Source organism: Mesorhizobium sp. M6A.T.Cr.TU.014.01.1.1, assembly GCF_004022765.1.
Classification (GTDB): Bacteria; Pseudomonadota; Alphaproteobacteria; order Rhizobiales; family Rhizobiaceae; genus Mesorhizobium; species Mesorhizobium mediterraneum.
The window spans coordinates 145,194-172,130 of sequence record NZ_RZPG01000002.1 but is presented as its reverse complement, the minus strand read 5'-3'; the positions used below and the strand labels follow the sequence as shown (position 1 = coordinate 172,130).

Sequence of the window (26,937 nt, the reverse complement as noted above, 5' to 3'; positions counted from 1 at the left end):
TACAGCGGCCAGTATGGGCTGCTGCTAGAGACGTGCTGGGTTTCAAAGGGGTTAGGGGCAATGATCAGCAAAAGATTCGCAAAATCTGTTCTTCTTGGCGCGGTTTCGGTGCTGGCGCTCGGATCGGTTTCTCATGCCGCCGACGCGGTTGTGCCGGTCGTCGAGACGTCCGGCTTCAACTGGAGTGGCATCTATGTCGGCTTTGGGGTTGGCGCAGGCGCCAATGTCCACGAGCTCAGCAGCGATTTCCTTCCTGGCTTCTCGTTGAACGGCATTGGCGGTGAAGGCGTGTACGGTGAACTGACCGTCGGCTACGACTACATGGTGTCGCCGCGCTTCCTGATCGGCGGGCTTTTGGACGCCCATGTCGGCAACATTGAAACCACGCTCGATGTTGCTGGATTGGACGCTTCGATCCGCGAGACCTATGGTTTCGACGCTGGTTTGCGGGTTGGCTACCTCTTCACGCCAAACACTTTGGGCTATGTGCTCGGCGGCTATTCCTGGCAGAAGTACAAGCTCGACACGAACGCAGGTTTTGAATTCGATTGGGACCAGAGCGGCTACTTTGTCGGAGCTGGCGTTGAAACGGCCATCAACAGCAACTGGACCATCAAGTCAGAATATCGCTATACCCGCTTCGGTACTCAGAACATTCTTTCCGAGTTCGATATACCGGACGGCGTTCTCGACACGGACACGTCGCGGCATACGTTCCAGGTTGCGGCCAACTATCGCTTTGGCGCCCAGAATGGCGGTGTCGCCTCTTTTGAGGCCCCTGCCTACAACTGGACTGGCTTCTACGTCGGCGGTGCCGCCGGCGCGGGTGCGTCGGTGCATCAGATCGAAGTTCCGCCGCTTGGTGGCCTGGAGTTCAACGGGCTCGGTGGCGAAGGTGTGTTCGGCGAATTGAACGTCGGCTACGACCATGACTTCGGCAGCTGGGTCGCAGGCGTCATGGTTGATGCCCGCTACTCCGGCATGACTTCAGAGCTGAAGCTCCCGGGCGGATCCATTAATCTGGATACTGATTACGGTTTCGATGTGCTTGGCCGCGTCGGTATGAAAGTCAACGAATCAACCCTGGCCTATGTGCTCGGCGGCTACAGCTGGCAGCACTTCGATCTGAATGCGTCCTCACCCATCGGTGATATCCTCGATTGGGACTCCAGCGGCTTCTCAGTTGGTGGCGGTCTGGAAACGGCTATGTCCAGCAACGTGACCGTCGGCCTCGAATACCGCTATTCGCAGTTCTCCAAGAAGGATTTTTCGTCGGATATTGGGGCGCCGGATGACAGCCTCACCTCCACGCCTTCGTTCCACACCGTCCGTATCGGTGCGAAGTACAAGTTCAACTAAAACCGTCCAGACAACAGTCAAAGCCCGTCGGTCGTTCCGGCGGGCTTTTTCTTTGGGCGAGAGAATGCGGGCAACAAAAAAGCGGAGCCAAAGCCCCGCTTCCTCGGATGTCGAGACTTCCCGCCGGTTCATCCGCGGTCGGCAAATCGATCGACAATGCTTTTCTAACGCGACATTGCGACAGGCGTACGACAGATGAATACCGCCCGGATCGTCACGCGCGCTCGATCCGGCACTGGTAGCAATTGTTGCGCGCCGAGCGGACATGCACATAGGCGATGTCGTCGCGCTCGAACAAAGTCTCTGCCCGCGCCGCGATAGCGCCCGTCGGGATGACGCCGCCACTGCCATAGACGATGCGGTCGTCCTTGCCGTAGCCGCGGACGATGTAGTCGGTGCTTTCGAGCATTTCGGGAAGCGCCTCGGCTTCGGCAGCGCGCTCGCATTCCTCGGCGTGTAGAAAGATCGGCCCTGTCTCGGCATAGGGCTGCAATTCCGGGAATGGCCGGTAGGCCAGAATGAGATAGGCGTCGCCGGCGGCCACGTTGTTCAGGCAGTGGCGGCAAGGCACGCCATCACCGTCGGACATTTTCCGCTCTGGTGTGAGGCCGTAGGCGTCCGGCCCGCCGCGCTGCAAGGCTCTGACATCTTCCGTGGGCAAGGCTTTGAACTGGATGGTCATGGCGAAATCTCCGGTGTCGTCGACCAGAAATTACGCCGCTTCGCCAGCGCTTCCCACCCGATTCCTGCCGAGTCTATCAGTCCATCAGGGCGTCGAGACCACGCACCAGCCCGGTGATCTCCTGTACACGCCGGATGGCGAGCAGCGTGCCGGCCACGTAAGGAGCGGCGGACGAGCCGGCGTCGTGACGAATAGTCAGCCGCTCGTCGGGCAGGCCGAACAACGCCTCGCAGGACAGGATGTAGGAAGGCAGGCGAAGCGCATGCACCTGCACCCCCTCGCCCGCACCGACCGCCGCGCCGCGCGTTCCAGGCACACCGGAGACCTCCGAGACCGGCCGCGCGGTCGAAGCCTTGCGGACATCGGCCAGCGCCTCCGCAAGCTCGCGCGCGGTGCCGGACGGCGCGTCGGGCTTCTTGGCGCTGGCATAGTCGATGACCTCGACATCCGGCACATATTTCGCCGCCATTAGAGCAAACCGCTTCATCAGCGTGGCGGTGATCGAAAAATTGCCGGCTGCAATAACGCCGACACGATTGGCGCGTGCTGCAGCATCGATCTCGGCAAAATCGGCCGCACCCAACCCCGACGTGCCGATCACAACGTGCCGTCCTTTCTCGATGGCCAGCAGCGCATGGTCCTTCACTACATGCGGCTTGGTGTAGTCGACCAGCACGTCGGACGGCACCTCCAGCGCCTCGGCCAGCGAGGCGGAAACGGTGATGCCGTTGGCCGGGATGCCAACCAGCAGGCCGGAATCCTGCCCCGCGCCGCTGCGTGACACGGCCCCGGCCAGCGCCATGTCGCCTTGCGCCCCGATCGCCGGAACCAGCGCCTTGCCGACCCAGCCGGTCGCACCGGCCATCACCACACGTATCGCCATCGTTTTGGTCCTTTCGCGCCATCACATTGGGCTTGAACGACCAGCGATATGGAAAGAACCCGGCTCATTCAAGCCGGGCTCTCTTTTGACTGTTTTGACTGTTGATCCAGACGGAGAATAGGTTCGGCAGGCGTCGAGTATCTGACTTACTACCTTATGAAGTCGTCGAAGCGGCGGAGCGTCACCCGGCGATTGCGCCAATTCTCGTTCTGCGTTTGCACGAGCAGGAATTCCTCGCCGTAACCGACGGTTTCGAGCGCATAACCCGGCACGTCGAATTCGCGCACCAGGGTGCGCTTCAGCGAGGCGGCGCGCTGTTCGGACAGGATTTGGTTCGACTGGAAGGAGCCGACCGCGTCGGTATGGCCCTCGATCAAAACACGGGCACCAGGGTCGCGCCGCAAGATGCGCTGAAGCGCATCGGCGATGTTTTCGATCTTGCCGTATTGCGAGCTGGAAATGGCCGCTGAGCCAAAGGCGAAATTGATCGACTGGATATCGATCGAGCGGGCCATGCGCCGCAGGTCCGGCCGCCTCTTGAATTCGCGGATGGTGACGCGCTGGTTCGGGCGCAGCTTAACTCGGGGCGCCGCCTCAAGCTGGCGCTCGATCGTCGCCGCCGAGGGCGTGGTCGCCTGGGCGGCGGCTACGGTCGGCACGGCGAGCGCGGCAATCAGCGCGGCGGCAAATGTGCGTCGGGTCAGCATGTCTTTTCTCCTTCGGCCTCGGCCGCATTGATGGTGCCGGCAAGATGGCAAAGACAAGCTGAAGCTTTGATGAACAATAAGTTCAGGTTGCGGAGAAAATCATGGTCGCATGACGCTGGCCGAGCGCTCGGCTAAGGACATTGGATGCACGATCTCCTTCTTTTGCGCCACCGGCGCAAAGCCGAGTTTCTGGTAGAGCGGCAGTGCCGCAGGATGATCGAGCGTGCAGGTCTGCACCGTCACCCGCTTCGGCCCATGCGACCAGGCGGCGGCGATCGCCGCACCCAGGAACCAGCGGCCTATGCCTTGGCCTGTCGCATGCTCCATCATGCCGAAATAGGCGAGTTCCACTTCCTCCGGCAAATGCGGCTTGAGGTCGAAAAAGCCGGCCGGTGCGCCGTCGAGATAGAGCACCCTGATGTCGCGGTCTTCGCGGTGGATGCCTGCAGACAGCTCCTCGTCGCTTAGCCTCAGCACGTTGACCCAGTGCCATTTGCGGCCCACCCGGTCCATCAGATAGCGGTAGAAATGCAGTGGAATGTCCTTGGTCTTCAGCAATGCGATCTGACGGTTGTACGGCACTGGCGGCGAATAGGCCGGCGGCACATGCATTTCGAGAAACGTCACCGTGACCTCGATGTCTTCCAGCGCTCCGTTCTTCATCACCGTCAGTCCTTGCCCGTCACCACGGGCGTATCGGAAAGCCCACCCCATTCCGTCCATGAACCGTCGTAGAGCCTGTTGTCGGTATGGCCAAGCGTCTCGAGCGCCAGCGTGATCGCCGCCGCCGTAATGCCAGAACCGCAAGAGGTGACGACCGGCTTCGACAGGTCGATGCCGGCGTCCTCGATCACCTTGCGCAAGCGGTCTTTCGGCAGCAGTTCGCCGTTTTCAGCAAGCGCCGAAAACGGCACATTGTGCGCGCCGGGCATATGGCCTGAGCGGATGCCGGCGCGAGGTTCAGGCTCGGTACCGGCAAACCGGCCGGCAGATCGGGCGTCGGCGATCTGGTTTTCCCCCGTCCCAACGATCCGGCGCATGTCGGCAAGGCTGGCGACGCGAGCGGCATCGAAATCGGCGTGAAAAACGCAAGGCGCGATCTTCGTCGGCTCCGCCGTGACCGGCCGTCCCGCCGCTTTCCAGCGGTCGAAGCCGCCGTCCAATATATAGACCTGGAACACACCCATGACGCGGAACATCCACCACGCGCGCGGCGCCGAGAAGAAGCCCGGACCATCATAGACGACGATGGTGTCGTCGGCCGAGATACCCATCGCACCGACATATTGGGCGAAATGCTGCGGCGACGGCAGCGTGTGCGGCAGTGGGGAATCGGGATCCGAGATCGCATCCTGATCGAGGAAACGGGCGCCCGGAATGTGCGCTGCATCATATTCGGCGCGCGCGTCGCGCTTTTGCGCCGGCAGATACCAGGACGCGTCGACGATGGTCAGGCCGGGCTCGCCGAGGCGCTTCTGCAACCAATCCGCGTCGACGGTGAAAGGGCTGTCTTCGGCCATTCTTCTTCTCCTGTCCCGCCTCTGGCAAACTATATATCAAGCCGCGGGCATCGGGCCAAAGCGTATGCGGAAGCGCCGGTTTTCGCGACCCTTCTTCTCGATTTTACCGATATGGACCTCGCCGACTTCTCCAGTGCTCCTCACATGGGTGCCGCCGCAAGGCTGGCTGTCGATCGAGGCGTTGTCGCCGATGCAGACCAGGCGGATCTTGCCGGTGCCGACGGGTGGCCGAACATTCTTGGATTTCACCAGTCCGGGATTAGCCGCCAGTTCCTCGTCGGTGATCAGCCTGACAAAGACCGGGTGGTCGGCCCGCACCAGTTCCATCAGCCTGGCCGTCACGTCCTCCTTGGTGAAGCCGGCATCGGGAATATCGAAGTCGACACGGCTGTCGTCCTCGGAAACCGAGGCACCGGTGATCGGGAACGGGCAGACGACGGTGAGCAAATGGCAGGCTGTGTGCATGCGCATCAGCAGATGCCGCCTCTCCCAATCGAGGGCGAGCTTTATCGACTCGCCGATCTCAAGCGCCACCCGCTCAGGCGGCGGCACGTGGATGATCTCGTCCTTGGTCTCGCCGGTGATGGTGGCGGCAACAGTTATCAGGCTGCCGTCGGCGCGTTCGAGAGTGCCCGTATCGCCCGGCTGCCCGCCCGACGTGGCATAGAAGATCGTCCGGTCCAGAATGATGCCGCCACGGTCGTTGACGGCGACAACCACGGCATCAGCCGTCCTGAGATAGGCGTCGCCACGAAACAGGGCATCCGTCCTGTAAGCCATCACGCAACCTTTTCGAACGGCACCGAAATTGTGCTTCGCTGTTCCATCCAGCCCGGCACCGGCAGTTTCTTTTGGCGCAGGAATTCCGGGTTGAACAATTTCGACTGATAGCGCGTGCCGTAGTCGCAAAGCACGGTCACGATGGTGTGGCCGGGACCCATTTCGCGCGCCAGCCGGATCGCGCCGGCAATGTTGATGCCTGTCGAGCCGCCGACGCACAGGCCCTCCTCCTGGATCAGGTCGAAGACGATCGGCAGCGCGTCCTCATCTGGAATCTGGAAGGAGAAATCCGGCGTGAACCCCTCCAGATTGGCGGTGATCCGCCCCTGCCCGATGCCTTCGGTGATCGAGCTGCCTTCGGATTTCAACTCACCGCTGGTGTAGAAACTGTAGAGCGCCGCACCCAGCGGATCGGCGAGCGCGATCTTGACGTCCTTGCTCCTGGCCTTCAACCCAAAGGCGACGCCGGCCAGCGTTCCGCCGGAGCCGACCGCCGAGACGAAACCGTCGACCTTGCCGCCGGTCTGGGCCCAGATTTCTTCCGCCGTGGTGCGGGTATGGCCGTCACGGTTGGCAACGTTGTCGAACTGATTGGCCCAGATCGCGCCGTTCGGCTCGGACCTGGCCATCTGCTCGGCCAGACGGCCCGACAGTTTCACGTAATTGTTGGGATTCTTGTAGGGAACGGCAGGCACCTCGATCAGCTCGGCGCCGAGCAATTTGATCGTGTCCTTCTTCTCCTGGCTTTGCGTCTCGGGGATGACGATCACGGTGCGGTAGCCAAGCGCCTTGGCGACCAGCGTCAATCCGATGCCGGTGTTGCCGGCCGTCCCCTCGACGATGACCCCGCCCGGCCTCAAGAGCCCGCGCTGCTCGGCGTCGCGGATGATGAACAGCGCGGCGCGGTCCTTGACCGACTGGCCCGGATTCATGAATTCGGCCTTGCCCAGGATCTCGCAGCCGGTTTCTTCCGAAGCTTTGTTGAGGCGGATCAGAGGCGTGTTACCGATCGCTTCGATCACAGAACGGGGCATGGAGATTCCTTTATGCTTGCGGCGGAACCCTAGAAACCCGAAGCTTCGGTTTCAAGGCAAGAATTTGCCTGGTCCAGCGGCATTTCTGGGCTGCAATTCCTAAAACAGATGTCGCGTTCCAGCATTCGTTCGAAGCTTTCGCTGAAAAGCGCTCTTTTCATTCGATTTCTTCATCGCTAGAGCACAGGCTAAGAAAAAGTCGCAGGGCATAGCATGACTCTCTATCGGGCCAACCCGAAGCACGGCGTCGCCTGGATCACGGGCGGCAGCAGCGGCATCGGCCGTTCACTGGCCAAGGACCTTGCGGCTCAGGGCTATACCGTCGCGGTGACGGCGCTCGACGACGAACCGATCGACACGCTTGTCGTCGAGACGGCGCAGATGCCGGGCCGTGTCACGGCCTATCCCTGCGACGTCACCGACGAGAAGCGCATGGCAAAGACAGTCGCGGCGATCGAGAAGGATCTCGGCCCGATCGTCTTGGCCGTCTTCAATGCCGGGAACTATATTGCGACCGCCGGCGAAGATCTCACCGTCCGCGGGTTTCGCCAATCCTTCGATGTCAATTACTTCGGCATCATCAATGGCCTGGTGCCGGTCATCGAACGCATGCGCGTCCGTGCGCGCGGCCATATCGTCCTGGTTGGTTCGGTCACCGCCTATTTCGGCTGGCCGACCACGGCCGCCTATGGCGGCACCAAGGCGGCGATCAATATCCTAGCGGAGTCGCTGAAATACGACTTTGATAAGATGAACGTGCGCATCCAGGTGATGAATCCGGGCTTTGTCGACACGCCGCTGACCGAGAAGAATTTGCTGCCGATGCCCGGGCTGATGCCCGTCAACCGCGCCTCGCGCCGCATGGCGCGCGGCATCAAATCCGGCGGCTTCGAAGTCACCTTCCCGCGCCGCTTGAGCTGGGGCCTGAAGCTGCTCAGCATCCTGCCGAGACCATTCTGCCGGTGGGTCATCAGCACCGCGACCCGCTGGAAGGCACGTCCGCTGAATTTCGACCGCAAGCCGCCGAGCGAATAAGCCGGCCATCAAAGTTGGCGGTCCAGCCGCCGGCAGGATGCCCGTTGCGTGTTTGCATTTTGCGGCCATAGGTTGAAAATTGTTACGTGGAGTCTGCAATGGGGCGACGGATCATGCTTGCGGTACTGGGTCTCGCCGTCATTCTTGTCCTGGCCTTCGTGCTTGGCCCACGCGTGCAAGCCGATACCACGATCCGCTTCGATCCTTCCGTGATCGGCGATGACCCGCAAGCCTATCTGGCACGCAACGAGGCTGCCGTACCGGGCATCTACGACGGGCTGGAGAAGGAAATCATCTGGGCCAACCCGATGGTTCATGCCAGGACGCCGCTCGCGATCGTGTACATCCACGGCTTTTCGGCATCGAAGGGCGAGGTTCGTCCACTGCCCGACGAGGTGGCCGACGAGTTGGACGCCAATCTTTACTACACCCGCCTCACCGGCCACGGACAGGGCGGTGCTGCGATGGCCGAAGGCAGCGTCAACGCCTGGATCAACGACTATGAGGAAGCGCTCGCCATCGGCCGGGCGATCGGCGACAAGGTGATCGTCATCGCTACCTCGACCGGCGGCTCGCTGGCGGCCTGGGCTGCGACCCAGCCGGGCGCATCGGGCGGGGTGGCGGCCATCGCGTTCATCTCGCCGAATTTCGGCGTCAAGGCTTCCGGCGCCGAACTCCTGACCATGCCGTGGGGCCGAGCGATCGCCGAGCTAGTCGCCGGCAAGGAACACAGCTTCGTGCCACGCAATGCGCTGCACGAAAAATTCTGGACCTACCGCTATCCGATCGCCGCGACCCTGCCGATGGTGGCGCTGACCGAGCTTGCCTATGGCGCGCCGGTGGAGAAGGCGACGATCCCTGCCCTGTTCATCTTTTCGGATTCGGACAGGATAGTGCGGCCCGACCGCACCCGCGAAATTGCCGGGCGCTGGGGCGCCGCGCACGAATTGGTGCCGGTCGACGATACCGGCGATCGGGACAACCACGTCATTGCAGGTGACGCGCTGTCGCCAGCAACGACGGCTTTCCTCGCGCAGCGCATTGTCGTGTGGGTAGAGGCGGTGGTGAAGTAGGTCTCAGGCGAAAAAGGCGACCGAAGCATCGCTCCGATCGCCTTTTTCAATTGTGAGCAGCCGAGCCCCGATAGGCTCGGCCGGATGCAACTATCTGATTACGCAGCCCGCGCCGCTGGCCGCTTGCCGCCGAAGCGGCGCTTGTTGTTGCCCTTGAAGGGCTTGGCGCCTTCCGGCTTGCGCTCGCCGGCAAAGGCCGGCTTGTCGCCGAAGCGCTTCTTGCCGTTGTTCTGGCCGCCTGGCCGCCTGCCGTCGCGACGACCATTGCGGTCGTTGGCCGGCTCGAAATGGCGCTCGTTCTTTTCGGCGGGATTGCGCTGCGGATCGGGGCTGCCGAGATGGTCGGCAACGATCGGCAGCTTGGTGCGGATGATGCGCTCGACCTGGCGCAGCTTGCTGTTCTCGGAGGGATCGCAAAGCGTGATGGCGATGCCGTCCATGCCGTTACGGCCGGTACGGCCGATGCGGTGGACATAGCTCTCCGCCTCGTCCGGCAGGTCGAAATTCACCACGTGGCTGATACCAGGCACGTCGATGCCGCGCGCCGCGATATCGGTCGCCACAAGAATGCGCACCGAACCCTCGCGGAAATCGTTCAGCGCCTTCTGGCGGGCGTTCTGCGACTTGTTGCCGTGGATGACGGCGGCCTTGAAGCCGTCGCGCTCAAGGTCCTTGGTCACCCTGTCGGCGCCATGCTTGGTGCGCGAAAAGATGATGACGGACTTCATTGCCTCGTCGGCGAGCATCGTCGACAGCACCTGGCGCTTCTGCTTGGTGCGGGCGAAGACAACACCCTGCACGATCTCGGCTGCTGCGGTGCTGTGAGGCGCCACCTCGACGCGGATCGGGTTCTTCAGCAGGCCTTTCGCCAGTTCGGCGATTTCGGCCGGCATGGTCGCCGAGAACAGCACCGTCTGACGGTCCGGCGCGGTCGCCCTGGCGATGCGCTTGACGTCGTTGATGAAGCCCATGTCGAGCATGCGGTCGCCTTCGTCCAGCACCAGCCATTTGGTGTCGGCAAGCACAAGATCGCCCTCACGCACCAGGTCGGTCAGCCGGCCGGGCGTGGCAATCAAAATGTCGACGCCGGGAGCAATCTTCTTCACCTGGCTGAAGCGCGAGACGCCGCCAAGCACGAGTGCTGTCGAGACATGCGCGCCCTTGGCGAGCAGCTTGATCATCTCTTCGATCTGCACGGCAAGCTCACGCGTCGGCGCCAGGATCAGCGCGCGAGCGGTCTTCGGCCGGCGCTTGGTGCCGAGCGCGATGATCTTCGACAGGATCGGCAGCGCGAACGCCGCGGTCTTGCCCGAACCGGTCTGGGCGATGCCAAAAATGTCACGGCCTTCCAGCTGCGGCGGGATCGCCTGGGCCTGGATCGGCTTCGGCTCGGTGAAGCCGGCGCCATGGGTGGCCTTGAGCAGCGCGCCGGTGATTCCAAGTGCTGCGAAACCCGAAAGTTCCCCAGTGTTCGTACCGGTCAAATTGTTTTCACCGGTCAAAGTGTTTTCGTTGGTCAAAATATTCTTCTTTCACGCGGCTCGTGGCCGCAAACATCGATGGCGGCAGGGCGCAACCTGCCGTCGAAAAAACTGTCATGAAACGACAAGGCGGCGGACACTATCGTCCGCACGGCTGCGCTGTCGTGCCCGCAGGCATCATGCCACGGGGCTTTTTCGCCGCCTTGCCGATATGTCGGAAAGAGGGAAAACAGACGCAACCAGTCTCATTCGTCGAGAAGGCCGGATACTCCCGGCCCAAGCGCCTATGTCGCCGCATATGGCCCAGTTCGCCGCGGAATGCAAGGGGTGCCATGTTGCGGCGCAGCAAATCGACGGCAAAAGCCGCGCTTGCGCTCCCCTGCCTGCATGATTACCACAAATCAGCTTCCGTATTGGGGATCGACCGATGAAGGACGTGCTGAAGGAACTCGAGCGCCGCCGCGACATGGCACGCATGGGCGGAGGTCAGGCCCGGATCGACGCACAGCACAAGAAGGGCAAGCTCACCGCGCGAGAACGCATCGACGTCTTTCTCGACGAGGGCTCGTTCGAGGAGTTCGACATGTATGTCGAGCATCGCTCGACCGATTTCGGCATGGAGAAGACCAAGATCGCCGGCGACGGCGTCGTCACCGGCTGGGGTACCGTCAACGGCCGCCCGGTCTATGTCTTCGCCAAGGATTTTACCGTGTTCGGCGGCTCGCTGTCCGAGGCGCACGCCGAAAAGGTGGTCAAGGTGCAGGAGATGGCGCTGCGCAACCGCGCACCGATCATCGGCCTCTACGACGCCGGCGGCGCCCGCATCCAGGAAGGCGTGGCAGCACTTGGCGGCTATGCCGAGATCTTCCAGCGCAATGTGCTCGCCTCCGGCGTCATCCCGCAGATTTCACTAATCATGGGCCCTTGCGCCGGCGGCGACGTTTATTCGCCGGCCATGACCGACTTCATCTTCATGGTGCGCGACACCTCTTACATGTTCGTCACCGGGCCGGACGTGGTGAAGACCGTCACCAACGAAACAGTGACCGCCGAGAGCCTCGGCGGCGCCTTCGTCCACACGACCAAGTCCTCGATCGCCGATGGCGCATATGACAATGACGTCGAGGCGTTGCTGCAGATGCGCCGGCTGGTCGATCTGCTGCCTGCCTCCAATACGGCTGATATCCCCGAGATCGAATGCTACCAGTCGGTCACCGATCACGATCTGTCGCTCGACCGGCTGATCCCCGACAACGCCAACAAACCCTACGACATCAAGGAGTTGATCCTTAAAGTTGCCGACGAGGGTGACTTCTTCGAGATCCAGCAGAATTTTGCGAAAAACATCGTCACCGGTTTTGGGCGCGTTGAAGGCCGCACGGTCGGCTTCGTCGCCAACCAGCCGATGGTGCTGGCGGGCGTGCTCGATTCGGACGCCAGCCGCAAGGCGGCGCGGTTCGTGCGCTTCTGCGACTGTTTCTCGATTCCGATCGTCACCTTAGTCGACGTTCCGGGCTTTCTGCCCGGCACCGCGCAGGAATATGGCGGGCTGATCAAGCATGGCGCCAAGCTTTTGTTCGCCTATGCCGAGGCGACCGTTCCGAAGATCACCGTCATCACCCGAAAGGCCTATGGCGGTGCGTATGACGTGATGGCGTCAAAGCATCTGCGCGGCGACATGAACTATGCCTGGCCGACGGCGCAGATCGCAGTGATGGGCGCCAGAGGCGCCGTTGAGATCATCTATCGCAAGGACATCGGCGATGCGGAGAAGATCGCAGCGCATACAAAGGCTTACGAGGATCGCTTCCTGTCGCCCTTCGTCGCCGCCGAGCGCGGCTACGTCGATGAGGTGATCATGCCACATTCGACCCGTCGTCGCATCGCGCGCGCGCTCCGCATGCTGCGCAACAAGGATATGCAGAACCCTTGGAAGAAGCACGACAACATTCCGCTGTGACGGCGCTGACAGCGCGAAAGCGACCACAGCAAAAGCTCACTCCGCTTCCGCCGCGCCAAATCCTGCTCCCATGGTGGCACGGACAGCGCCCGCCCAAGGTGTCGCGTGGTTGTCGATGCGCATCTGAAAAATGAAATAGGTCGGCGAGCAGAAGCCGATACCTTTCACCTTACCGATACCAGGCGTGTCTGGTGGCAGCGACTGGCACATATAGTCCTCGCGGCAGAAATGATCGGCCGAGCAAGCCGGCCGGTTGCCGCGATTGACCGCGCCGCCGAGGCACTGGTCGAAATTGTTGGTTGCCACGCAAGTGTCGAATTTCTTGCCGCCGACCAGCCCGCAGATCTCGTTCGGCATCGGCTTGCCCGGCTTGAAGCCAGCAAAGGCACGATCCTTGTTGTCGCAGCCGCGATAGGCGATGCCGGCCGGCACGCCGATCTTCGGCGGCCGGCACGTGTAGGCGGTGCGCGAAATGTCGGGCGCGAAGGCCGCAAACTGGCCTGATATGCTGTAGCGGTCGTTGAAAGGCTGCGTGCCGTTGCTGGCGATCGAGCCGGTCAGGCACGGGTGGCCAGCAAACATCTTGTCGCTGTCCTTAGGCAACAGGCATTGCGCCAAATTGGTCCGCACCCCCGACGCACTCGCCAGCGGCGTGCAGACAGTGCCGCCACCGCATTGCCAAGTCGCGCCGAAGCGGGCCGCATCCCCCGGCATCAGGCACGGCATCGCCATTGCGGCTGGCGCATAGGCGACCTCGCCGGCGTCCTTCCATGTGGCCGGCGGCGCGAAGGACAATGGGCGGAAGCGGTTCGGCTCCTTGCCCTCTGCCGTCGCGCGCAGCCAGGCCTCGCGCCGCGGCATCTCGGCATGAAGATGCGGTGAGATGCCGACCTCGATGCGGTTCAGCGGCGAGGTCGTCTTGTCGTCGAGACCGATGAAATGGAAACCGGCGGTCGAACCCGCCTGATGGCATCCCTGGCAGGCGCCATTATCCAGCCGTTCGACCAGCGCTTCCGGCGTGCGCACCAGTTTCAGCGCGGAATAGTCGTGCCCGACAAAATCCGCGGGCTGGAACAGCGGCGTGAACGGGTGGTTGGCCTGCCTCGCGCTGCCGAAAGTCGACCACGAGAGGATTTTCTTCGCCAGGAATTCATCCGGGATTTCATAGACGCCGAGATCGACCGCCGCGAGATTGGCGCTGATATAGTCGGCGAGTTTTGCTTTCAGCGCGGCGTCTTCCGAGAGCAGCGCCACATCCGGCGTGTTTTCCAGCGGCCTCTCGCTGACCGCCGCGCCGTCGATGCCGAAAATCCGCATGAGATAGGCGGCCTGCCCGCCGAATTCGGTCTCCTGGCCGGAGGGAAAGCGCACCACCTGGGCGTTGAGCTCGAGCTGCTTGAAACTCAGCCCGCCCTTCTCCAGCGGCCCGCCGATGAGCCAACCGGCATCGACGGTCTCATCGAGCTGTGGCGTCCAGCGCCCGGCAACGCCAACGCAGCCGCCATCGGCGTCCGGCGCGGCGCTGTAGATGGCATTGAAGTTGAACGGCAGGCGCGAAGCCAGAATCTTGCCGTTTTTCTTGAAGCTGTAGGCAAGGCGATAGATGAACCGCACCTCGCCGCAGCTGCCCTCGCCGCGCGCTTCAATGAAATCGCGCCGGTCGAGCCGGTTGACGACGCCGACCAGCCGGAAGCGCGCGGCGCCGGTCTTCAACCAGCGCATGTCCATGATGCGGCCGACATTGCCGTCGGTGACTTCGTAGAGCGGCCGCCCGCCAGCCTTCATCTCGGCCCGCAGCGCGGCGACATCGCTGGCAACCGTTTCGACGATCTGATGATAGGCAGCCGCCTTGTCATAGAGCGTCTTCAGGTCGCCCTTGCCATCGACGCCGAAAATGCCGGTGAACCCAAAACCCTTGGCGTCGAGGGCGGCGAGCACGGCCGGATCGTCGATGATTGTCACCGGACTTTCGGCACGCGCGGTGTGCGCCATGAAAACGGCGATGAAGATTGCGGCAAGCAGCGCGACCCAGCGGTTCATCGAGCAATCACCTCGTTGCGACGTTCGGCAAGCTCGCGCAGCACCGGCAGCAGCGCCAGCGGCAAGTCTTCGGCGATCAGCCCCGGTCCGAAACGGCTGCCGGCCTCGGCATGGATCCAGACCGCTGCGCAGGCGGCTTCGAAAGCCGGCATGCCTTGCGCCAGAAAGCCGGCGATGATGCCCGACAGCACGTCGCCCGAACCGGCGGTGGCCAGCCATGGCGCGCCATTGCCGTTGATCGCTGCTCTGCCATCGGGCGCCGCGATCACGGTGTCCGCGCCCTTGTAGACGACGATGGCGCCGGCGCGCTCGGCGGCAGTGCGCGCCTTGGCCAGCTTGGACAGGTTCGTGTCTCCGGCGATGTCCGGAAACAGCCTGGCGAATTCGCCCTCATGCGGCGTCAGCACCAGCGCCGGCGCGTTCGGACGACGGGCGGCTTCGAACAAAACGTTCGGCGCATCGCGAAACGAAGTGATGCCATCGGCATCGAGCACCAGCCCGTCGACCCTGCCGTCTGGCCGCTGCTCGGTAGCCAGCACGCCGAGGGCAAAATCACGTGTTTTTTCGCCGACGCCAAATCCGGGCCCGAGGACGAAAGCCGACGGCCGGCGGCGGCCGATGAATTCCTGTACGTCCGCAACGCTGTCACTCTTGTGCAGCATGATCGAGGTCAGATGCGCGGCATTTACCTGCAGCGCGTTCGCCGGCGACAGCACGGTCACCGCCCCTGCCCCGCTTCTGGCCGCGGCAAGCGCCGACAGCCGTGCGGCACCCGTCGCCGATGGCCCGCCGGAAAAAACGCCGACATGGCCGCGCCTGTATTTATGGGTGTCGACGGCTGGAACCGGGAAATCCCCGATCCAAAGCGGCGGGGTGTTCTCGAAGGTCCGCGGTTCAAGCTGCGCAATGATCCCGTCGCCGATGCCGATGTCGGCAAGCACCAGCTCGCCGCACATCTCGCGCCCAGGCAACAGCAGATGGCCGGGCTTTTTCCGCGCGAACGTCACCGTGATCCGGGCGCGGAATGCGTGGCCGAGACTCTGGCCGCTCTCGCCTGATACACCTGAAGGCAGATCGACCGCGACGACTGGCAGGTTCAGTTCTGTCGCAACCTCGACCGCCCTGGCGGCATCGCCGGACAACGGCTTGGACAGCCCTGCCCCATAGAGCGCGTCGACCACGATCGAACCTGCCTCGGCAACAAACTCCGATAGCGGCCGAAGCCTGACCGGGCACTCCGAAGCAGCGAGCGCCGCGTCGCTGCCGGCTTTCGGCGAGCCGGACGCCCACACGGTTACGTCGACGGCGCTGTCCCTCAGAATGCGGGCGACGACATATCCGTCGCCACCGTTGTTGCCGGGACCGCACAGGACGTGGGCCCGTCTGGCAACTGGAAAATGGGCGAGCACCACGGCAGAGACCGCGGCACCTGCGTTGCGCATAAGGTCGATGCCGGCCAATGGGCCGGTGGCGATCGCCAGCCGGTCGGCCTCGGTCATCTCGGCCGGAGACAAAAGTTCGCTACTCATGGAGTGCCGATACGCATTGGCTCAAGCCCGATCCTTGTGTTCAAAACCCCGGTCCTGTGTTCAAAGATCGTCCAGTTTTCGGTTCGAAGCAAACGGGTGCCGAGATGGCGCAATCTGTAAGCACATCGTTGGGGACAATGGCGTCGCCGAAACACAAATGCCTGCAAAGTGCGCTATATGCTCAATTATTGTGCGGACGGGAGCGCTGACAATGTGTAGGTTCCCAGTATCCATGACGCATCCAACGCAGCGAATGACGCGAAATCACATCCTGACGCGGCATGGCATCGAAATCGCGTGATACCGCTTCGAATCCCCTCAAATTGGCACAGTTCGTGCTTGAAGGAGGCGCAAGCGGGGCTCACAACCCGTCTTTTTGGCAGTGGAGGCCACTTTTTACATGAAAAAGATCGAAGCGATCATCAAGCCGTTCAAGCTAGACGAAGTGAAGGAAGCGCTTCAGGAGGCCGGGCTGCAAGGCATCACCGTTACGGAGGCCAAGGGTTTTGGCCGCCAGAAGGGCCATACCGAACTCTATCGCGGCGCCGAATATGTTGTCGATTTTCTGCCCAAGGTGAAAATCGAGGTCGTGCTCGGTGACGACGCAGTCGAAGGCGCGATCGAAGCCATCCGAAAGGCCGCCCAGACCGGCCGCATCGGCGACGGCAAGATCTTCGTCTCCAACATCGAGGAAGTCGTGCGCATCCGCACCGGCGAAACAGGGATGGACGCGGTCTGAGGTTTCTGATTTCAGATCATCTCCTCGAAACGTCATCAGACAGGGAAACATGACATGACGACAGCCAAAGACATCATGAAGCAGATCAAGGACAACGACGTGAAATTCGTTGACCTGCGCTTCACAGATCCGAAGGGCAAGCTGCAGCACGTGACGATGGATGTCGTTGAGGTCGAGGAAGACATGTTTGCCGACGGCGTCATGTTCGACGGATCCTCCATCGCCGGCTGGAAGGCGATCAACGAGTCCGACATGGTGCTGATGCCCGACACCGAGACGGTGCATATGGACCCGTTCTTCGCACAGTCGACCATGGTCATCCTGTGCGACATCCTCGATCCGATTTCCGGAGAGTCCTACAACCGCGACCCGCGCGGCACCGCCAAGAAGGCCGAAGCCTACATGAAGGCCGAAGGCATCGGCGATCAGATCTTCGTCGGCCCGGAAGCCGAGTTCTTCGTCTTTGACGATGTCAAGTACAAGGCCGACCCGTACAACACCGGCTTCAAGCTCGACTCGACCGAATTGCCGTCCAACGACGACACCGACTATGAGACCGGCAACCTCGGTCACCGTCCGCGTATCAAGGGCGGCTATTTCCCGGTGCCGCCGATCGATTCGGCACAGGACATGCGCTCGGAGATGCTGACCGTGCTCGCCGAAATGGGCGTGCGCGTCGAAAAGCATCACCACGAAGTCGCAGCTGCCCAGCACGAGCTCGGCATCAAGTTCGACACGCTGGTCCGCAACGCCGACAAGATGCTGATCTACAAGTATGTCGTGCACCAGGTCGCCAACGCCTACGGCAAGACGGCCACCTTCATGCCGAAGCCGGTCTTCGGCGACAACGGCTCGGGCATGCACGTCCACCAGTCGATCTGGAAGGGCGGCAAGCCGACCTTCGCGGGCAATGAATATGCCGGCCTCTCGGAGAGCTGCCTGTTTTACATCGGCGGCATCATCAAGCACGCCAAGGCCATCAATGCCTTCACCAACCCGCTTACCAACTCCTACAAGCGCTTGGTGCCCGGCTATGAAGCGCCGGTGCTGCTCGCCTATTCGGCCCGCAACCGCTCTGCCTCCTGCCGCATTCCATTCGGCTCATCGCCGAAGGCCAAGCGCGTCGAGGTCCGCTTCCCCGATCCGGGAGCGAACCCCTACCTCGCCTTTGCCGCCATGCTGATGGCCGGCCTCGACGGCATCAAGAACAAGATCCATCCCGGCCAGCCGATGGACAAGGATCTCTATGACCTGCCGCCGAAGGAACTGAAGAAGATCCCAACCGTCTGCGGCTCTCTGCGCGAAGCGCTGCAGAACCTCGACAAGGACCGCGGCTTCCTGAAGGCCGGCGGCGTGTTCGACGACGACCAGATCGACAGCTATATCGAGCTCAAGATGGCCGAAGTGATGCGCTTCGAAATGACCCCGCATCCGGTCGAGTATGACATGTATTATTCGGTCTGACCGACCGTTAAGAGACAAGAAAAAACCCCGGCGGAGACGCCGGGGTTTTTTCTTGTCATCTGTCGTAGGAGCCAATCGAGATATGGCCGTGCGGATAGAAGTCGGTAAGTCGGATAGGCAGAAAACAATGCGAGGTTTTCATAGTACGGCAACAGGAACGTTATATTAGTGCTCTTTAACGCGACCTATTTATTGTCGATCGCTAATGCATCATACTAAGGCGGTGGCTTATCAAGCGGAGGGGGCGATGCAAATCCATTTTCTCGATGTAGGTCAAAGCCAGTATGGCGACTGCATATTGATTCAGGCGAACAGCAGAACCATCCTTATCGACGGTGCTCACAAGGGCGACTTCACAGGATCCTCTGGGCACCTTTCCATCCCCGCGCAGCTCCGTGAATTGATGGACCAGCCGGAAGGACCGCTCGAACTTTCTCTGCTCATCCTGACGCACTGTCATTCCGATCACATCGGGTGCCTGCCGGAAATGGTTGAGCGGGAGGTCATCGCGCCCAAGGTCGCTCTGGTTGCCGATGAGTTTGCTGGATATGGACTCGCGCTCGGCAGCGATGCATCCGATCGCCTGCGGTTTCGTGTCCTGGCCAGCCTTCAGGAAGAGCCTCTGGCTCCCGGATTGAGCGATGCAACCGTACAGGCGTTCATATCCGACGCCGCTTCCCAGCGTGATCTGTACATCGAGATGATTGAAACATTGGAGCAGCGCGGCACGAGAGTCGTTCGCTACCGCGGTCTCGACGATCCGGAGATTTCTGATCTTGAAGAGCAGTTCCGCAATATCGGTCTGAAGGTTCTCGGACCGTCAGCGGAACAAATTGTCCTGTGCGCGGAAACCATCGCGCAATTCGATCGTGACGCTGTCGACGCGATTGCCAGCCTGCAGGCCGGCGATCTCGACGACGTGGCCATCTACCGGACACTTACCGACGGCAATCCGACACCGGACGTCATTCTTCCCGATGCCGTCCTCGACTTTCTCGACAGACCTGGCGCAGGCGCCGCCAAGAATAACCAGAGCATTGTCATCTCCGTGGGAAAAGGAGCCAATCGTTGCTTGCTCACCGGCGACATGCAGTTCGCCGAGGCCGAGGTCGAAGGCCTTGAAAATGAAATGGCGGCTCTTTTGGACCATGTGGTCGAAGCGGGACCGTATGCGTTCATCAAGCTGCCGCACCATGCCTCCTACAACGCTTTCGAGGAGCATGTGCTGTCGCGATTCCCCGACACCCGATTCTTTGGTATGTCGACCGGCCGCAACGGAGCGGCGCATCCAAATCCAAAGGTGCTGCGGCTGCTTCGCAATTCAAGCAATCCGCTCATCTGGGCCAGAACGGACAAGAACGGCCAGTTCACGGTCGACGTTTCCCGGGGACAGGTAAGGATCAGCATAACAGAGGGCGAATTGAGCGATCCACAGCCCAAACCGCGTGACGAATTGGTCCTCGAGCCCGCAACGGCCATCTCAACGGTGACAATGCCGGCTGGGCCGCCACCGGCCTCGCTTGGCGGAAATCCAATTTCCGGGATGGCCGCGTCTCAGCTTCCGGCCGATGCAATTTTGGAGATCACCGCGAAGATCCCGGCACTGCTGAAGCGGGTAACCATCACGGTAGACATCGAGCAAAACACAGTTGGTGCGGTTTCTGCCTCCGACGATATGACGAAGCGCTATCTGGGAAATCGCCGTGTCCTGCCCAGGCTGTTGTTCTTGACTGATCCTCAACGGCTGCGGCGCAAGATCGGCGATGCAGGTTATGACACGGCGAGGACCATGATCGAGGAAGGCGGCAGTACGCTTGTCGAAGCCACGGGCGAGGAAGCTACCTTCACCAAGATCAGGAATAGCGCGACGGGAGTGAAGGGTGTTGTAATCCTCGGCGACTACAATGTCGTGCCCGCGCTGATATACGACGTTCTGCCTCCAGACCTGAGGGACAGAGTCTCGGCGAATTCGGATCCTGACCGCTTTGTCGTCTGGAGCGACCAACGATATGGCGATGTCGACGGAGACGGTCTCGGGGAATTGCCAGTGTCGCGAATTCCCGACTGTTCGAGCGCGGCGTTCCTGCTGGGTTGCCTCACGGCCGAAGACAACCGCACCACACCGATCAAGTTCGCGTCGCGGAATGCCGAGCGACCGTTTGCGGATAACGTGTTCCGTAGGCTTGGCGGACGGGGTCAAATGTTGGTCAGCGGCCCGGACGACTTCGGAAACGTTCGGACCGGGCACTTCGATGCGCGGCAGCTCTATTTCATGCTACACGGTTCCGACACCGACGGAACCCGGTTTTGGGGCGAAGACGATGGAGGAGCGGTCGAGGCGGTGAACCTCACCAATCTTGCCGGCGCCATCAAGGCCCATGGAGCCACCGTGCTCACCGGCTGTTGCTGGGGCGCCCTGACGGTGCAGGAGATCGCGACACGGGCAAGCGATCACTGGGCGGTCACGCCGAGGACCGTCGCTTCGTCGTTGGCATTGCGTTTTTTGGAGCTCGGAGCGCTCGCCTATGTCGGTTGCACCGGTGCCCACTATTCGCCGTTGGACGGTCAGCTGAATTTTTTCGGGGAGCCCATCCACCGCAGCTTCTGGATGGCCTTCGCAGCTGGGGCTGCGCCGGCGCAGGCTTTGTTTCAAGCCAAGCAGGCCTATATAAGGGATATGCCTCACGGCCGTGTAACTGCCCCGGAATGGGCGATCGAGTATAAAATCCTGAGGCAATTCACTTGCTTGGGACTGGGATGGTAGTCCAAGCGGTGGTAGTGTGGGATTAGAAAGGTGGCTGTCATGGCGAAGAGTCCCAAGACAATTGCAGAACAAAATATGAAGGGTTGGACGGCGATCGATGAGATTCCGATCGACTCTACGTCGCTTCCCAAGGTCGACGGGGTTGGAGCGGACCTTGACCATCTGAAAGTAAAATACTTCGGCCAGGGAAAACCGCGCGGGTCGGATGCCGGGGCGGGCCGCGTCCGAGACCCCAATGAATCCGATGATGCGGCGTTGGTGGTTATGGAACGTCAGGGCGAGCACGATTTCGCCCCCGGCCGGAAGACTGTAATTGTGCGCGGTAACAAGGTAGTCGGCACGCAGGGCTGAAGCTTCAGACCCACTATCTTTAGCTTCAGCCCGCTATCGTTGCGAACAATCTCGATGCTCGACTGTCTTTAGTTGCGGCGAGTCAAAGACATCATCCGCCACATCACGGCGCAGACGCTGGCGTCTACGCCGTGCGGAATGCTCAGGCTGCGGCCTTCTTCTCTGCCGTGCTCACGGAGGCGATCGTCTTCAGGATCTGGGAAGCGATCTGGTAGGGGTCGCCCTGCGAGTTCGGGCGGCGATCCTCGAGATAACCCTTATAGCCGTTGTTGATGAAGGAATGCGGCACTCGGATCGAGGCGCCGCGGTCGGCGATGCCATAGCTGAACCTGTTCCACGGCGCGGTCTCATGCTTGCCGGTCAAACGCTTGTCGTTGTCCGGGCCATAGACTGCGATGTGATCCATCAAGTTTTTGTCGAAGGCGGCCATCAGCGCCTCGAAATAGGCCTTGCCACCGACTTCGCGCATATGGGCGGTCGAGAAATTGGCGTGCATGCCGGAACCATTCCAGTCGGTGTCGCCGAGCGGCTTGCAGTGATATTCGATGTCGATGCCGTATTTCTCGGTGAGGCGCTGCATCAGGTAGCGGGCCATCCACATCTGGTCGGCGGCCTTCTTGGAGCCCTTGCCGAAAATCTGGAATTCCCACTGGCCTTTGGCGACCTCGGCGTTGATGCCTTCATGGTTGATGCCGGCGGCAAGGCAGAGATCGAGATGCTCCTCGACGATCTGCCGGGCGACGCTGCCGACGTTGCTGTAGCCGACGCCGGTGTAATACGGGCCTTGCGGCGCCGGGTAACCGCTTTCGGGGAAGCCGAGCGGGCGGCCATCCTTGTAGAAGAAATACTCCTGCTCGAAGCCGAACCAGGCGCCCTCGTCATCGAGGATGGTGGCGCGCTTGTTGGATGCATGCGGCGTCACGCCGTCCGGCATCATGACTTCGCACATGACGAGCACGCCATTGGTGCGCGCGGGATCCGGATAGATGGCGACCGGCTTCAGCACGCAGTCGGACGAGTGGCCCTCGGCCTGCATGGTCGAAGAACCGTCGAAGCCCCACAGCGGAAGCTGGTCGAGCGTCGGGAACTCGGCATATTCCTTGATCTGCGTCTTTCCGCGAAGGTTGGGAACCGGGGTGTATCCATCGAGCCAAATGTACTCGAGCTTGTATTTCGTCATTCTAGCCTCTCGTTGCTTTGATCACCGAACCTTGGACGGCGCCGGCGTGCCAGCCACACTGCAGCCGACCTGCCGGATTATTAAAAAGCAATTCGTGTGCCATTTTCACCGGCAAAGGATGCGACAAAACTGACGCCGCATCCCGACAAATTCGTTGCGTCGTCATCGCAATGCGTCCGGATCAATCACAAGCATGTTTTGTATAAATAATAGGCAGTTTCTGATCTTTTTATAATCATATTGCCTAACTGGATTGCAGAACCTATCTTCGGGAAAGATTGAATCGGCAAGGCTCTGCAGAAGAAAGGAGACCGACAATGGAAATCACCCCTACCCGTCAGTCGGCCAAGATTCTGACGTTCCCGGTGGCAGCGCGCGCTTCTGCCTCAAATTTAAGCGGAAAGGCTAAGTTCGCGGCAGAACTTGCTTCATTGCGCAACCGTACGGATTTCGGAAGCGGCTGGTATCACGAAGCGGCCATCGAAGAAGAGAATCAGGAGCGGAAGAGCTGAAGGGCCTTCCTTCCGCCTCGCTTCCAACGAATTGAAAAGCCCGGCGCGATCACTCGCGCCGGGCTTGTCATTTTCGCCGTCAGGCCAGGATCAGGTCTTGGCGTGCAAGTTCGTTCCCAGCGTATCCTTGACGAAGATCATACCGATGATCAGCGACATCGCCGCGATCACCACCGGATACCAGAGGCCGTAATAGATGTCGCCCTTGTAGGCGCTGAGCGCGAACACCGTTGCTGGCAGCAGGCCACCGAACCAGCCATTGCCGATGTGATAGGGCAACGACATGCCGGTATAGCGGATGCGTGTCGGGAACATCTCGACCAGGATCGCGGCGATCGGTCCGTAGACCATGGTCACGTAAAGGACCAGGATGAACAGGATGCCGATGACCTTTGCCCAGTTGACCTGTGCAGGGTCGGCAAACATCGCAAAGGCGCCTGCTTCCGGGACGTTGTAGACGGTGATCTCGGGCGCTCCCGCCGCAGCCTCATCGGCCGTCAGCAGCTTGTCCTTGATCGCCTGGTCGACCGCAACCGTCGTCTTGTCGCCGGCACGGATTGCGGCGGCGTCGAGCTTCAGTTCCGGGTTGGCCGCGACGAAGGCGTCAAGCTTCTGGTCGGCGACCTTGGCTGCAGCACGCTTGAGCGGGTAGCCGCCGTCCTGCAACGCAATGTTGATTGCCTTCTTGAAGGCGGCGTCGCTTGACGTTGCCTTGTCTGCGGCTGCCACGGCATCATAGGACGCCACCGTTTCGGCGCCGATCTTGACACTGGCCGCGGTCCCCGGAGCCGCTGTCGTGACAATGTCATAGGGCACGGAGCTCTTGGCGAGGAAGTCCGTCGCAATATCGCACGACGTGAGAGGCTTGCGCGTTCCAGTCGGATTGAACTGGAACTTGCAGTCGCCAGGCGCAGCGGTAATCGTGGCACGGGTGTTTTGCTGCGCAGTGGCGAGCGCCGGATTGGCTGCCCAGGTCAGCGCCTTGAACAGCGGAAATGTGGTGACGATCGCCAGCGCCAGGCCCGCCATGATGATCGGCTTGCGGCCAATCTTGTCGGAGAGCCAGCCGAACACGACGAAGAAGATCGTGCCGAGCGCCAACGCGATGGCGATCATGATGTTGACCGACTGGCCGTCGACCTTGAGCACGTTCTGCAGGAAGAACAGTGCGTAGAACTGCCCGTTGTACCAAACCACGGCCTGGCCAGCAGTAAGGCCGAGAAGCGCCAAAATGGCGATCTTGGCATTTTTCCATTGGCCGAACGCTTCCGTCAGTGGCGCCTTGGAGCCCTTACCTTCATCCTTCATCCGCTGGAATGTCGGCGATTCGGCAAGCGACAGGCGTATCCAGACCGAAATGCCCAGCAGGACCGCAGAGACCAGGAACGGTATGCGCCAGCCCCAGGCCGCGAAGTCTTCCTTGCTCAGCGAATTCTGCACGATCAGGATGACGATCAGCGACAGGAACAGGCCGAGCGTGGCTGTCGTCTGGATCCACGACGTGTAGAAGCCACGACGATCGTCGGGAGCGTGCTCGGCGACGTAGGTCGCAGCACCGCCATACTCGCCACCCAGCGCCAGGCCTTGCAGCATGCGCAGTGCAACCAGGATGATCGGCGCCGCGATGCCCCAACTGGCTGCGCCAGGAAGTATGCCGACCAGGAAGGTCGACAGACCCATGATCAGGATGGTAACGAGAAAGGTGTATTTACGGCCGACGAGATCGCCGATGCGGCCAAACACCAGCGCCCCGAATGGGCGCACGAGGAAGCCCGCGGCGAAAGCCAGCAGCGTGAAGATGTTGCGCGTTGTTTCGGGATATTGCGTGAAGAACGCGGCGCCGATCGCGGCCGCCAAAGTGCCGTAGAGATAAAAATCATACCATTCGAAAACGGTGCCGAGTGAGGAAGCGAAGATGACTTTCTTCTCTTCCCGCGTCATGCCGCGGCTTGCTCTGCCGGCGGTCGCTGCCATTACCATGAATTCGTCCTCCCGTGATATCTCGCTGTGCTTGATGCTGCGCGGTGTCGTGCCTCAGGACACGGAACTCGCGCAGCTACCGCCGCAAGAAATGACAGAAAGCGCCGCCCAGAGGCAGGCCGTCTTTGGGATTATGACTTTGGTCCAATATGCAACGCGGGCGGCGATTGCGGTCAGGCTTTGAGTGCCTCGAGCAGGCCGACGGCGGCCATCATGTCGCGCTTGCGGGCCGAGCGGCTCGCGACAGCTTCCGCGTCATGGCCCCAGTGCTCGGCCTGCCAGTCCTCGTCGACATGGCCGGCAGTCCAGGCGGCGTCGCCGTCGATCTCGCCGAAATCGACGGCCAGAGCCAGCAGAGCCGATCCTGTCAGCGACGTCATGACGTGGATGGCCGCCAGCCGTAGCGGGTCGGCACGCTGGGCAAGATGAACCCCGAGCACCGCAATGCTCTCACGCGGCTGCTCGACATGGATCACCCCTTCGGCGAGGTGAAACCTGGCGCCAAGCGCGCGCCGCGCCCAGTCGATGATGGGATCCCAATGTTCGTTCTGCCGGTCGACCAGCCCTTGTGGAGCGTCGGCGCGATAGCAGAGCAGATCGGACGAGGCGAAACGCAGGATGTCCTCCAGCACCGCTTGCGGGTCGCTGGCGACGCCGTCGATGGCCGTATTGACCAGACGCATGACCGGCATCGTCACCGGGTCGATAGTCTCACCTTGCGCGGCGAACTCGTCGGCGACCAGAGCGGCCGCTTTTTCGGTCGGCAGGACCAGCAGCGCTTTGCCCGGCGTGCGGACCGGCTTGCCATCGAGATGAATGTTAAAACCATCTTCGGCCGGTGCGACCGAAACGGCTTTGTAGAAGCGTTTCGGCAAGTGCGTCTTCATCTGGATCTGGGCACGGCGCACCGGATCCGGATCGGAAAGCTGCTTTCCCGCTTCGAGGTCGTTGAGGATATCGCGCATGCCGGAGCCTTTCATCCGGGGATCTGTTTTCGGGCTGGCCGGTTCACGATGATCAGGCCGGCTGCGATGAGGCCGAGTGCCAGGAAAATACGAACGCTCAGCGGCTCGTTCAAGAAGATGGCGCCGCACAGAACGCCGAACACCGGCGACAGGAAGGTGAAGCTCGAGAGGCCCGATGCCGGATAGCGCCTGATCAGCCAGAACCACAGCACATAGGTGAACGCAACGATGTAGACCGCCTGGAAAAGCAGGGCCAAGGTCGGCAAGGCGGCGAAGTCGCGGACGGGCGGCCCGGCGAAAGGCAGCACCAAGGCGCCTACCACGGCAGCGCCGGCCAGTTGGTAGAGCAGCAATTTCTCGGCGCTCGTTTCCGCCAATTTCGTCCGCTTGATGACGATGTAGGTCAAGGCCCAGAGAATGCCGGCGCCGAGACTGAGCAGATCACCGGTCAGTGTCGAACCATTGTCGGCGCTCAGCTGGTCGGAGAACACCGCTACCAATCCGGTGAAAGCGAGCAGAAGGCCGACGAGCCGGCGCACGGTGATGCGTTCGCCCAGCAGGAAATGCCCGCCGACCAGCACCCAGAACGGCATGGTATTGACCAGCAAGGTGTTGCGCGCGACGGTCGTCTGTTCGAGCCCGACATAGAGAAACAGGAACTCGAGACCAAAAAGCGCGCCTGCCAGAATACCGGCGACAAGCGTTCCGTCGCGGGTAAAAAGCACAATGCCGCGCCAGCGGCACCAGATGAGAACGCATAGCCCGCCAATGACCGACCGTGCGATCGACAGGAAAACGGGATCGTAGCCGGCATAGGAGATCTTGGCGGCGACATAGTTCAGCCCCCAGGAAAAGGTCAGCCCGACCATGATGGCGGCGGCCGCCATGTCGACCGTGTC

Annotated in this window: 23 protein-coding genes; 9 read left to right on the top strand and 14 right to left on the bottom strand. The window is 61.5% G+C overall.

All coding sequences use genetic code 11. The features are described from left to right. Positions 1-60: 60 nt before the first annotated feature. Positions 61-1,359: an outer membrane beta-barrel protein gene (locus EN885_RS03325; protein ID WP_128241062.1), complete on the top strand. Its 1,299-nt coding sequence runs from the start codon at positions 61-63 to the stop codon at positions 1,357-1,359. A 214-nt stretch (positions 1,360-1,573) separates the two neighbouring features. On the opposite strand, the gene EN885_RS03320 is transcribed toward EN885_RS03325, so the two are convergent. The 7 genes from EN885_RS03320 to EN885_RS03290 all read right to left on the bottom strand — a co-directional run bounded on the left by EN885_RS03320 (position 1,574) and on the right by EN885_RS03290 (position 6,965). Further along, entirely contained in the window at positions 1,574-2,041 is a 468-nt protein-coding gene (locus tag EN885_RS03320) for a DUF1203 domain-containing protein (protein ID WP_095488593.1), read from the bottom strand. Positions 2,042-2,117: 76 nt separating this feature from the next. Next, positions 2,118-2,924, bottom strand: a complete 807-nt coding sequence (dapB, locus tag EN885_RS03315; RefSeq protein WP_128241063.1) for a 4-hydroxy-tetrahydrodipicolinate reductase — start codon at positions 2,922-2,924, stop codon at positions 2,118-2,120. 149 nt (positions 2,925-3,073) lie between these two features. Beyond that, positions 3,074-3,631 (bottom strand): OmpA family protein, encoded by a 558-nt coding sequence (locus EN885_RS03310; protein WP_127206119.1) that lies wholly within the window; start codon positions 3,629-3,631, stop codon positions 3,074-3,076. A 99-nt stretch (positions 3,632-3,730) separates the two neighbouring features. After that, the gene (locus EN885_RS03305; protein WP_095488665.1) at positions 3,731-4,294 is read right to left on the bottom strand and encodes a GNAT family N-acetyltransferase; all 564 of its coding nucleotides are present in this window, start codon (positions 4,292-4,294) and stop codon (positions 3,731-3,733) included. A gap of 5 nt (positions 4,295-4,299) precedes the next feature. Then, positions 4,300-5,151, bottom strand: a complete 852-nt coding sequence (gene sseA / locus EN885_RS03300) for a 3-mercaptopyruvate sulfurtransferase (protein ID WP_095488590.1) — start codon at positions 5,149-5,151, stop codon at positions 4,300-4,302. A gap of 36 nt (positions 5,152-5,187) precedes the next feature. Next, the gene (locus EN885_RS03295; protein ID WP_128241064.1) at positions 5,188-5,931 is read right to left on the bottom strand and encodes an alanyl-tRNA editing protein; all 744 of its coding nucleotides are present in this window, start codon (positions 5,929-5,931) and stop codon (positions 5,188-5,190) included. Further along, a complete protein-coding gene (locus tag EN885_RS03290) occupies positions 5,931-6,965 on the bottom strand; it encodes a cysteine synthase A (RefSeq protein ID WP_095488588.1) in 1,035 nt (344 codons plus the stop codon). The genes EN885_RS03295 and EN885_RS03290 overlap by 1 nt, the downstream gene beginning before the upstream one ends. Before the next feature lie 213 nt (positions 6,966-7,178). On the opposite strand from EN885_RS03290, the gene EN885_RS03285 reads away from it, so the two are divergent. Beyond that, a complete protein-coding gene (locus EN885_RS03285; RefSeq protein ID WP_095488587.1) occupies positions 7,179-8,000 on the top strand; it encodes an SDR family oxidoreductase in 822 nt (273 codons plus the stop codon). A 98-nt stretch (positions 8,001-8,098) separates the two neighbouring features. Further along, entirely contained in the window at positions 8,099-9,073 is a 975-nt protein-coding gene (locus EN885_RS03280) for an alpha/beta fold hydrolase (RefSeq protein ID WP_128241065.1), read from the top strand. A gap of 98 nt (positions 9,074-9,171) precedes the next feature. Here EN885_RS03280 and EN885_RS03275 read toward each other — a convergent pair whose 3' ends face one another. Beyond that, positions 9,172-10,575: a DEAD/DEAH box helicase gene (locus tag EN885_RS03275; protein ID WP_127206124.1), complete on the bottom strand. Its 1,404-nt coding sequence runs from the start codon at positions 10,573-10,575 to the stop codon at positions 9,172-9,174. A 406-nt stretch (positions 10,576-10,981) separates the two neighbouring features. Between EN885_RS03275 and EN885_RS03270 the strand changes: the two genes are divergently transcribed. Then, positions 10,982-12,514 carry an acyl-CoA carboxylase subunit beta gene (locus EN885_RS03270; protein WP_128241066.1) on the top strand — a complete coding sequence of 511 codons (1,533 nt, stop codon included), beginning with the start codon at positions 10,982-10,984 and terminating at the stop codon, positions 12,512-12,514. Between the two features lie 36 nt (positions 12,515-12,550). Here EN885_RS03270 and EN885_RS03265 read toward each other — a convergent pair whose 3' ends face one another. After that, positions 12,551-14,554, bottom strand: coding sequence for a hypothetical protein (locus EN885_RS03265; protein ID WP_128241067.1), 2,004 nt, complete (start codon positions 14,552-14,554; stop codon positions 12,551-12,553). After that, complete coding sequence (locus EN885_RS03260; RefSeq protein ID WP_128241068.1) at positions 14,551-16,083, bottom strand: NAD(P)H-hydrate dehydratase; 1,533 nt, start codon at positions 16,081-16,083, stop codon at positions 14,551-14,553. Before EN885_RS03260 ends, EN885_RS03265 begins: the two co-directional genes overlap by 4 nt. Before the next feature lie 400 nt (positions 16,084-16,483). Between EN885_RS03260 and EN885_RS03255 the strand changes: the two genes are divergently transcribed. The 4 genes from EN885_RS03255 (at position 16,484) to EN885_RS03240 (ending at position 21,401) form a co-directional block, all read left to right on the top strand. After that, entirely contained in the window at positions 16,484-16,822 is a 339-nt protein-coding gene (locus EN885_RS03255) for a P-II family nitrogen regulator (RefSeq protein WP_006205430.1), read from the top strand. Positions 16,823-16,876: 54 nt separating this feature from the next. Continuing rightward, positions 16,877-18,286: a type I glutamate--ammonia ligase gene (gene glnA / locus EN885_RS03250; protein ID WP_095488582.1), complete on the top strand. Its 1,410-nt coding sequence runs from the start codon at positions 16,877-16,879 to the stop codon at positions 18,284-18,286. A 247-nt stretch (positions 18,287-18,533) separates the two neighbouring features. Next, positions 18,534-21,050 (top strand): MBL fold metallo-hydrolase, encoded by a 2,517-nt coding sequence (locus tag EN885_RS03245; RefSeq protein WP_164897775.1) that lies wholly within the window; start codon positions 18,534-18,536, stop codon positions 21,048-21,050. Positions 21,051-21,089: 39 nt separating this feature from the next. Then, a complete protein-coding gene (locus EN885_RS03240) occupies positions 21,090-21,401 on the top strand; it encodes a hypothetical protein (RefSeq protein ID WP_128241070.1) in 312 nt (103 codons plus the stop codon). A 142-nt stretch (positions 21,402-21,543) separates the two neighbouring features. Here the strand turns inward: EN885_RS03240 and EN885_RS03235 are convergent, their stop codons facing one another. Continuing rightward, positions 21,544-22,581 carry a glutamine synthetase beta-grasp domain-containing protein gene (locus EN885_RS03235; protein ID WP_095488579.1) on the bottom strand — a complete coding sequence of 346 codons (1,038 nt, stop codon included), beginning with the start codon at positions 22,579-22,581 and terminating at the stop codon, positions 21,544-21,546. A 317-nt stretch (positions 22,582-22,898) separates the two neighbouring features. Between EN885_RS03235 and EN885_RS03230 the strand changes: the two genes are divergently transcribed. Then, a complete protein-coding gene (locus tag EN885_RS03230) occupies positions 22,899-23,093 on the top strand; it encodes a DUF2735 domain-containing protein (protein ID WP_128241071.1) in 195 nt (64 codons plus the stop codon). Between the two features lie 90 nt (positions 23,094-23,183). Here EN885_RS03230 and EN885_RS03225 read toward each other — a convergent pair whose 3' ends face one another. The 3 genes from EN885_RS03225 to EN885_RS03215 form a co-directional block, all read right to left on the bottom strand. Further along, positions 23,184-25,073 carry an MFS transporter gene (locus EN885_RS03225; RefSeq protein WP_095488577.1) on the bottom strand — a complete coding sequence of 630 codons (1,890 nt, stop codon included), beginning with the start codon at positions 25,071-25,073 and terminating at the stop codon, positions 23,184-23,186. A gap of 173 nt (positions 25,074-25,246) precedes the next feature. Further along, positions 25,247-26,038 (bottom strand): ATP12 family chaperone protein, encoded by a 792-nt coding sequence (locus tag EN885_RS03220; RefSeq protein WP_128241072.1) that lies wholly within the window; start codon positions 26,036-26,038, stop codon positions 25,247-25,249. Between the two features lie 11 nt (positions 26,039-26,049). After that, complete coding sequence (locus EN885_RS03215; protein ID WP_164897781.1) at positions 26,050-26,925, bottom strand: DMT family transporter; 876 nt, start codon at positions 26,923-26,925, stop codon at positions 26,050-26,052. Between the last annotated feature and the right edge of the window lie 12 nt (positions 26,926-26,937).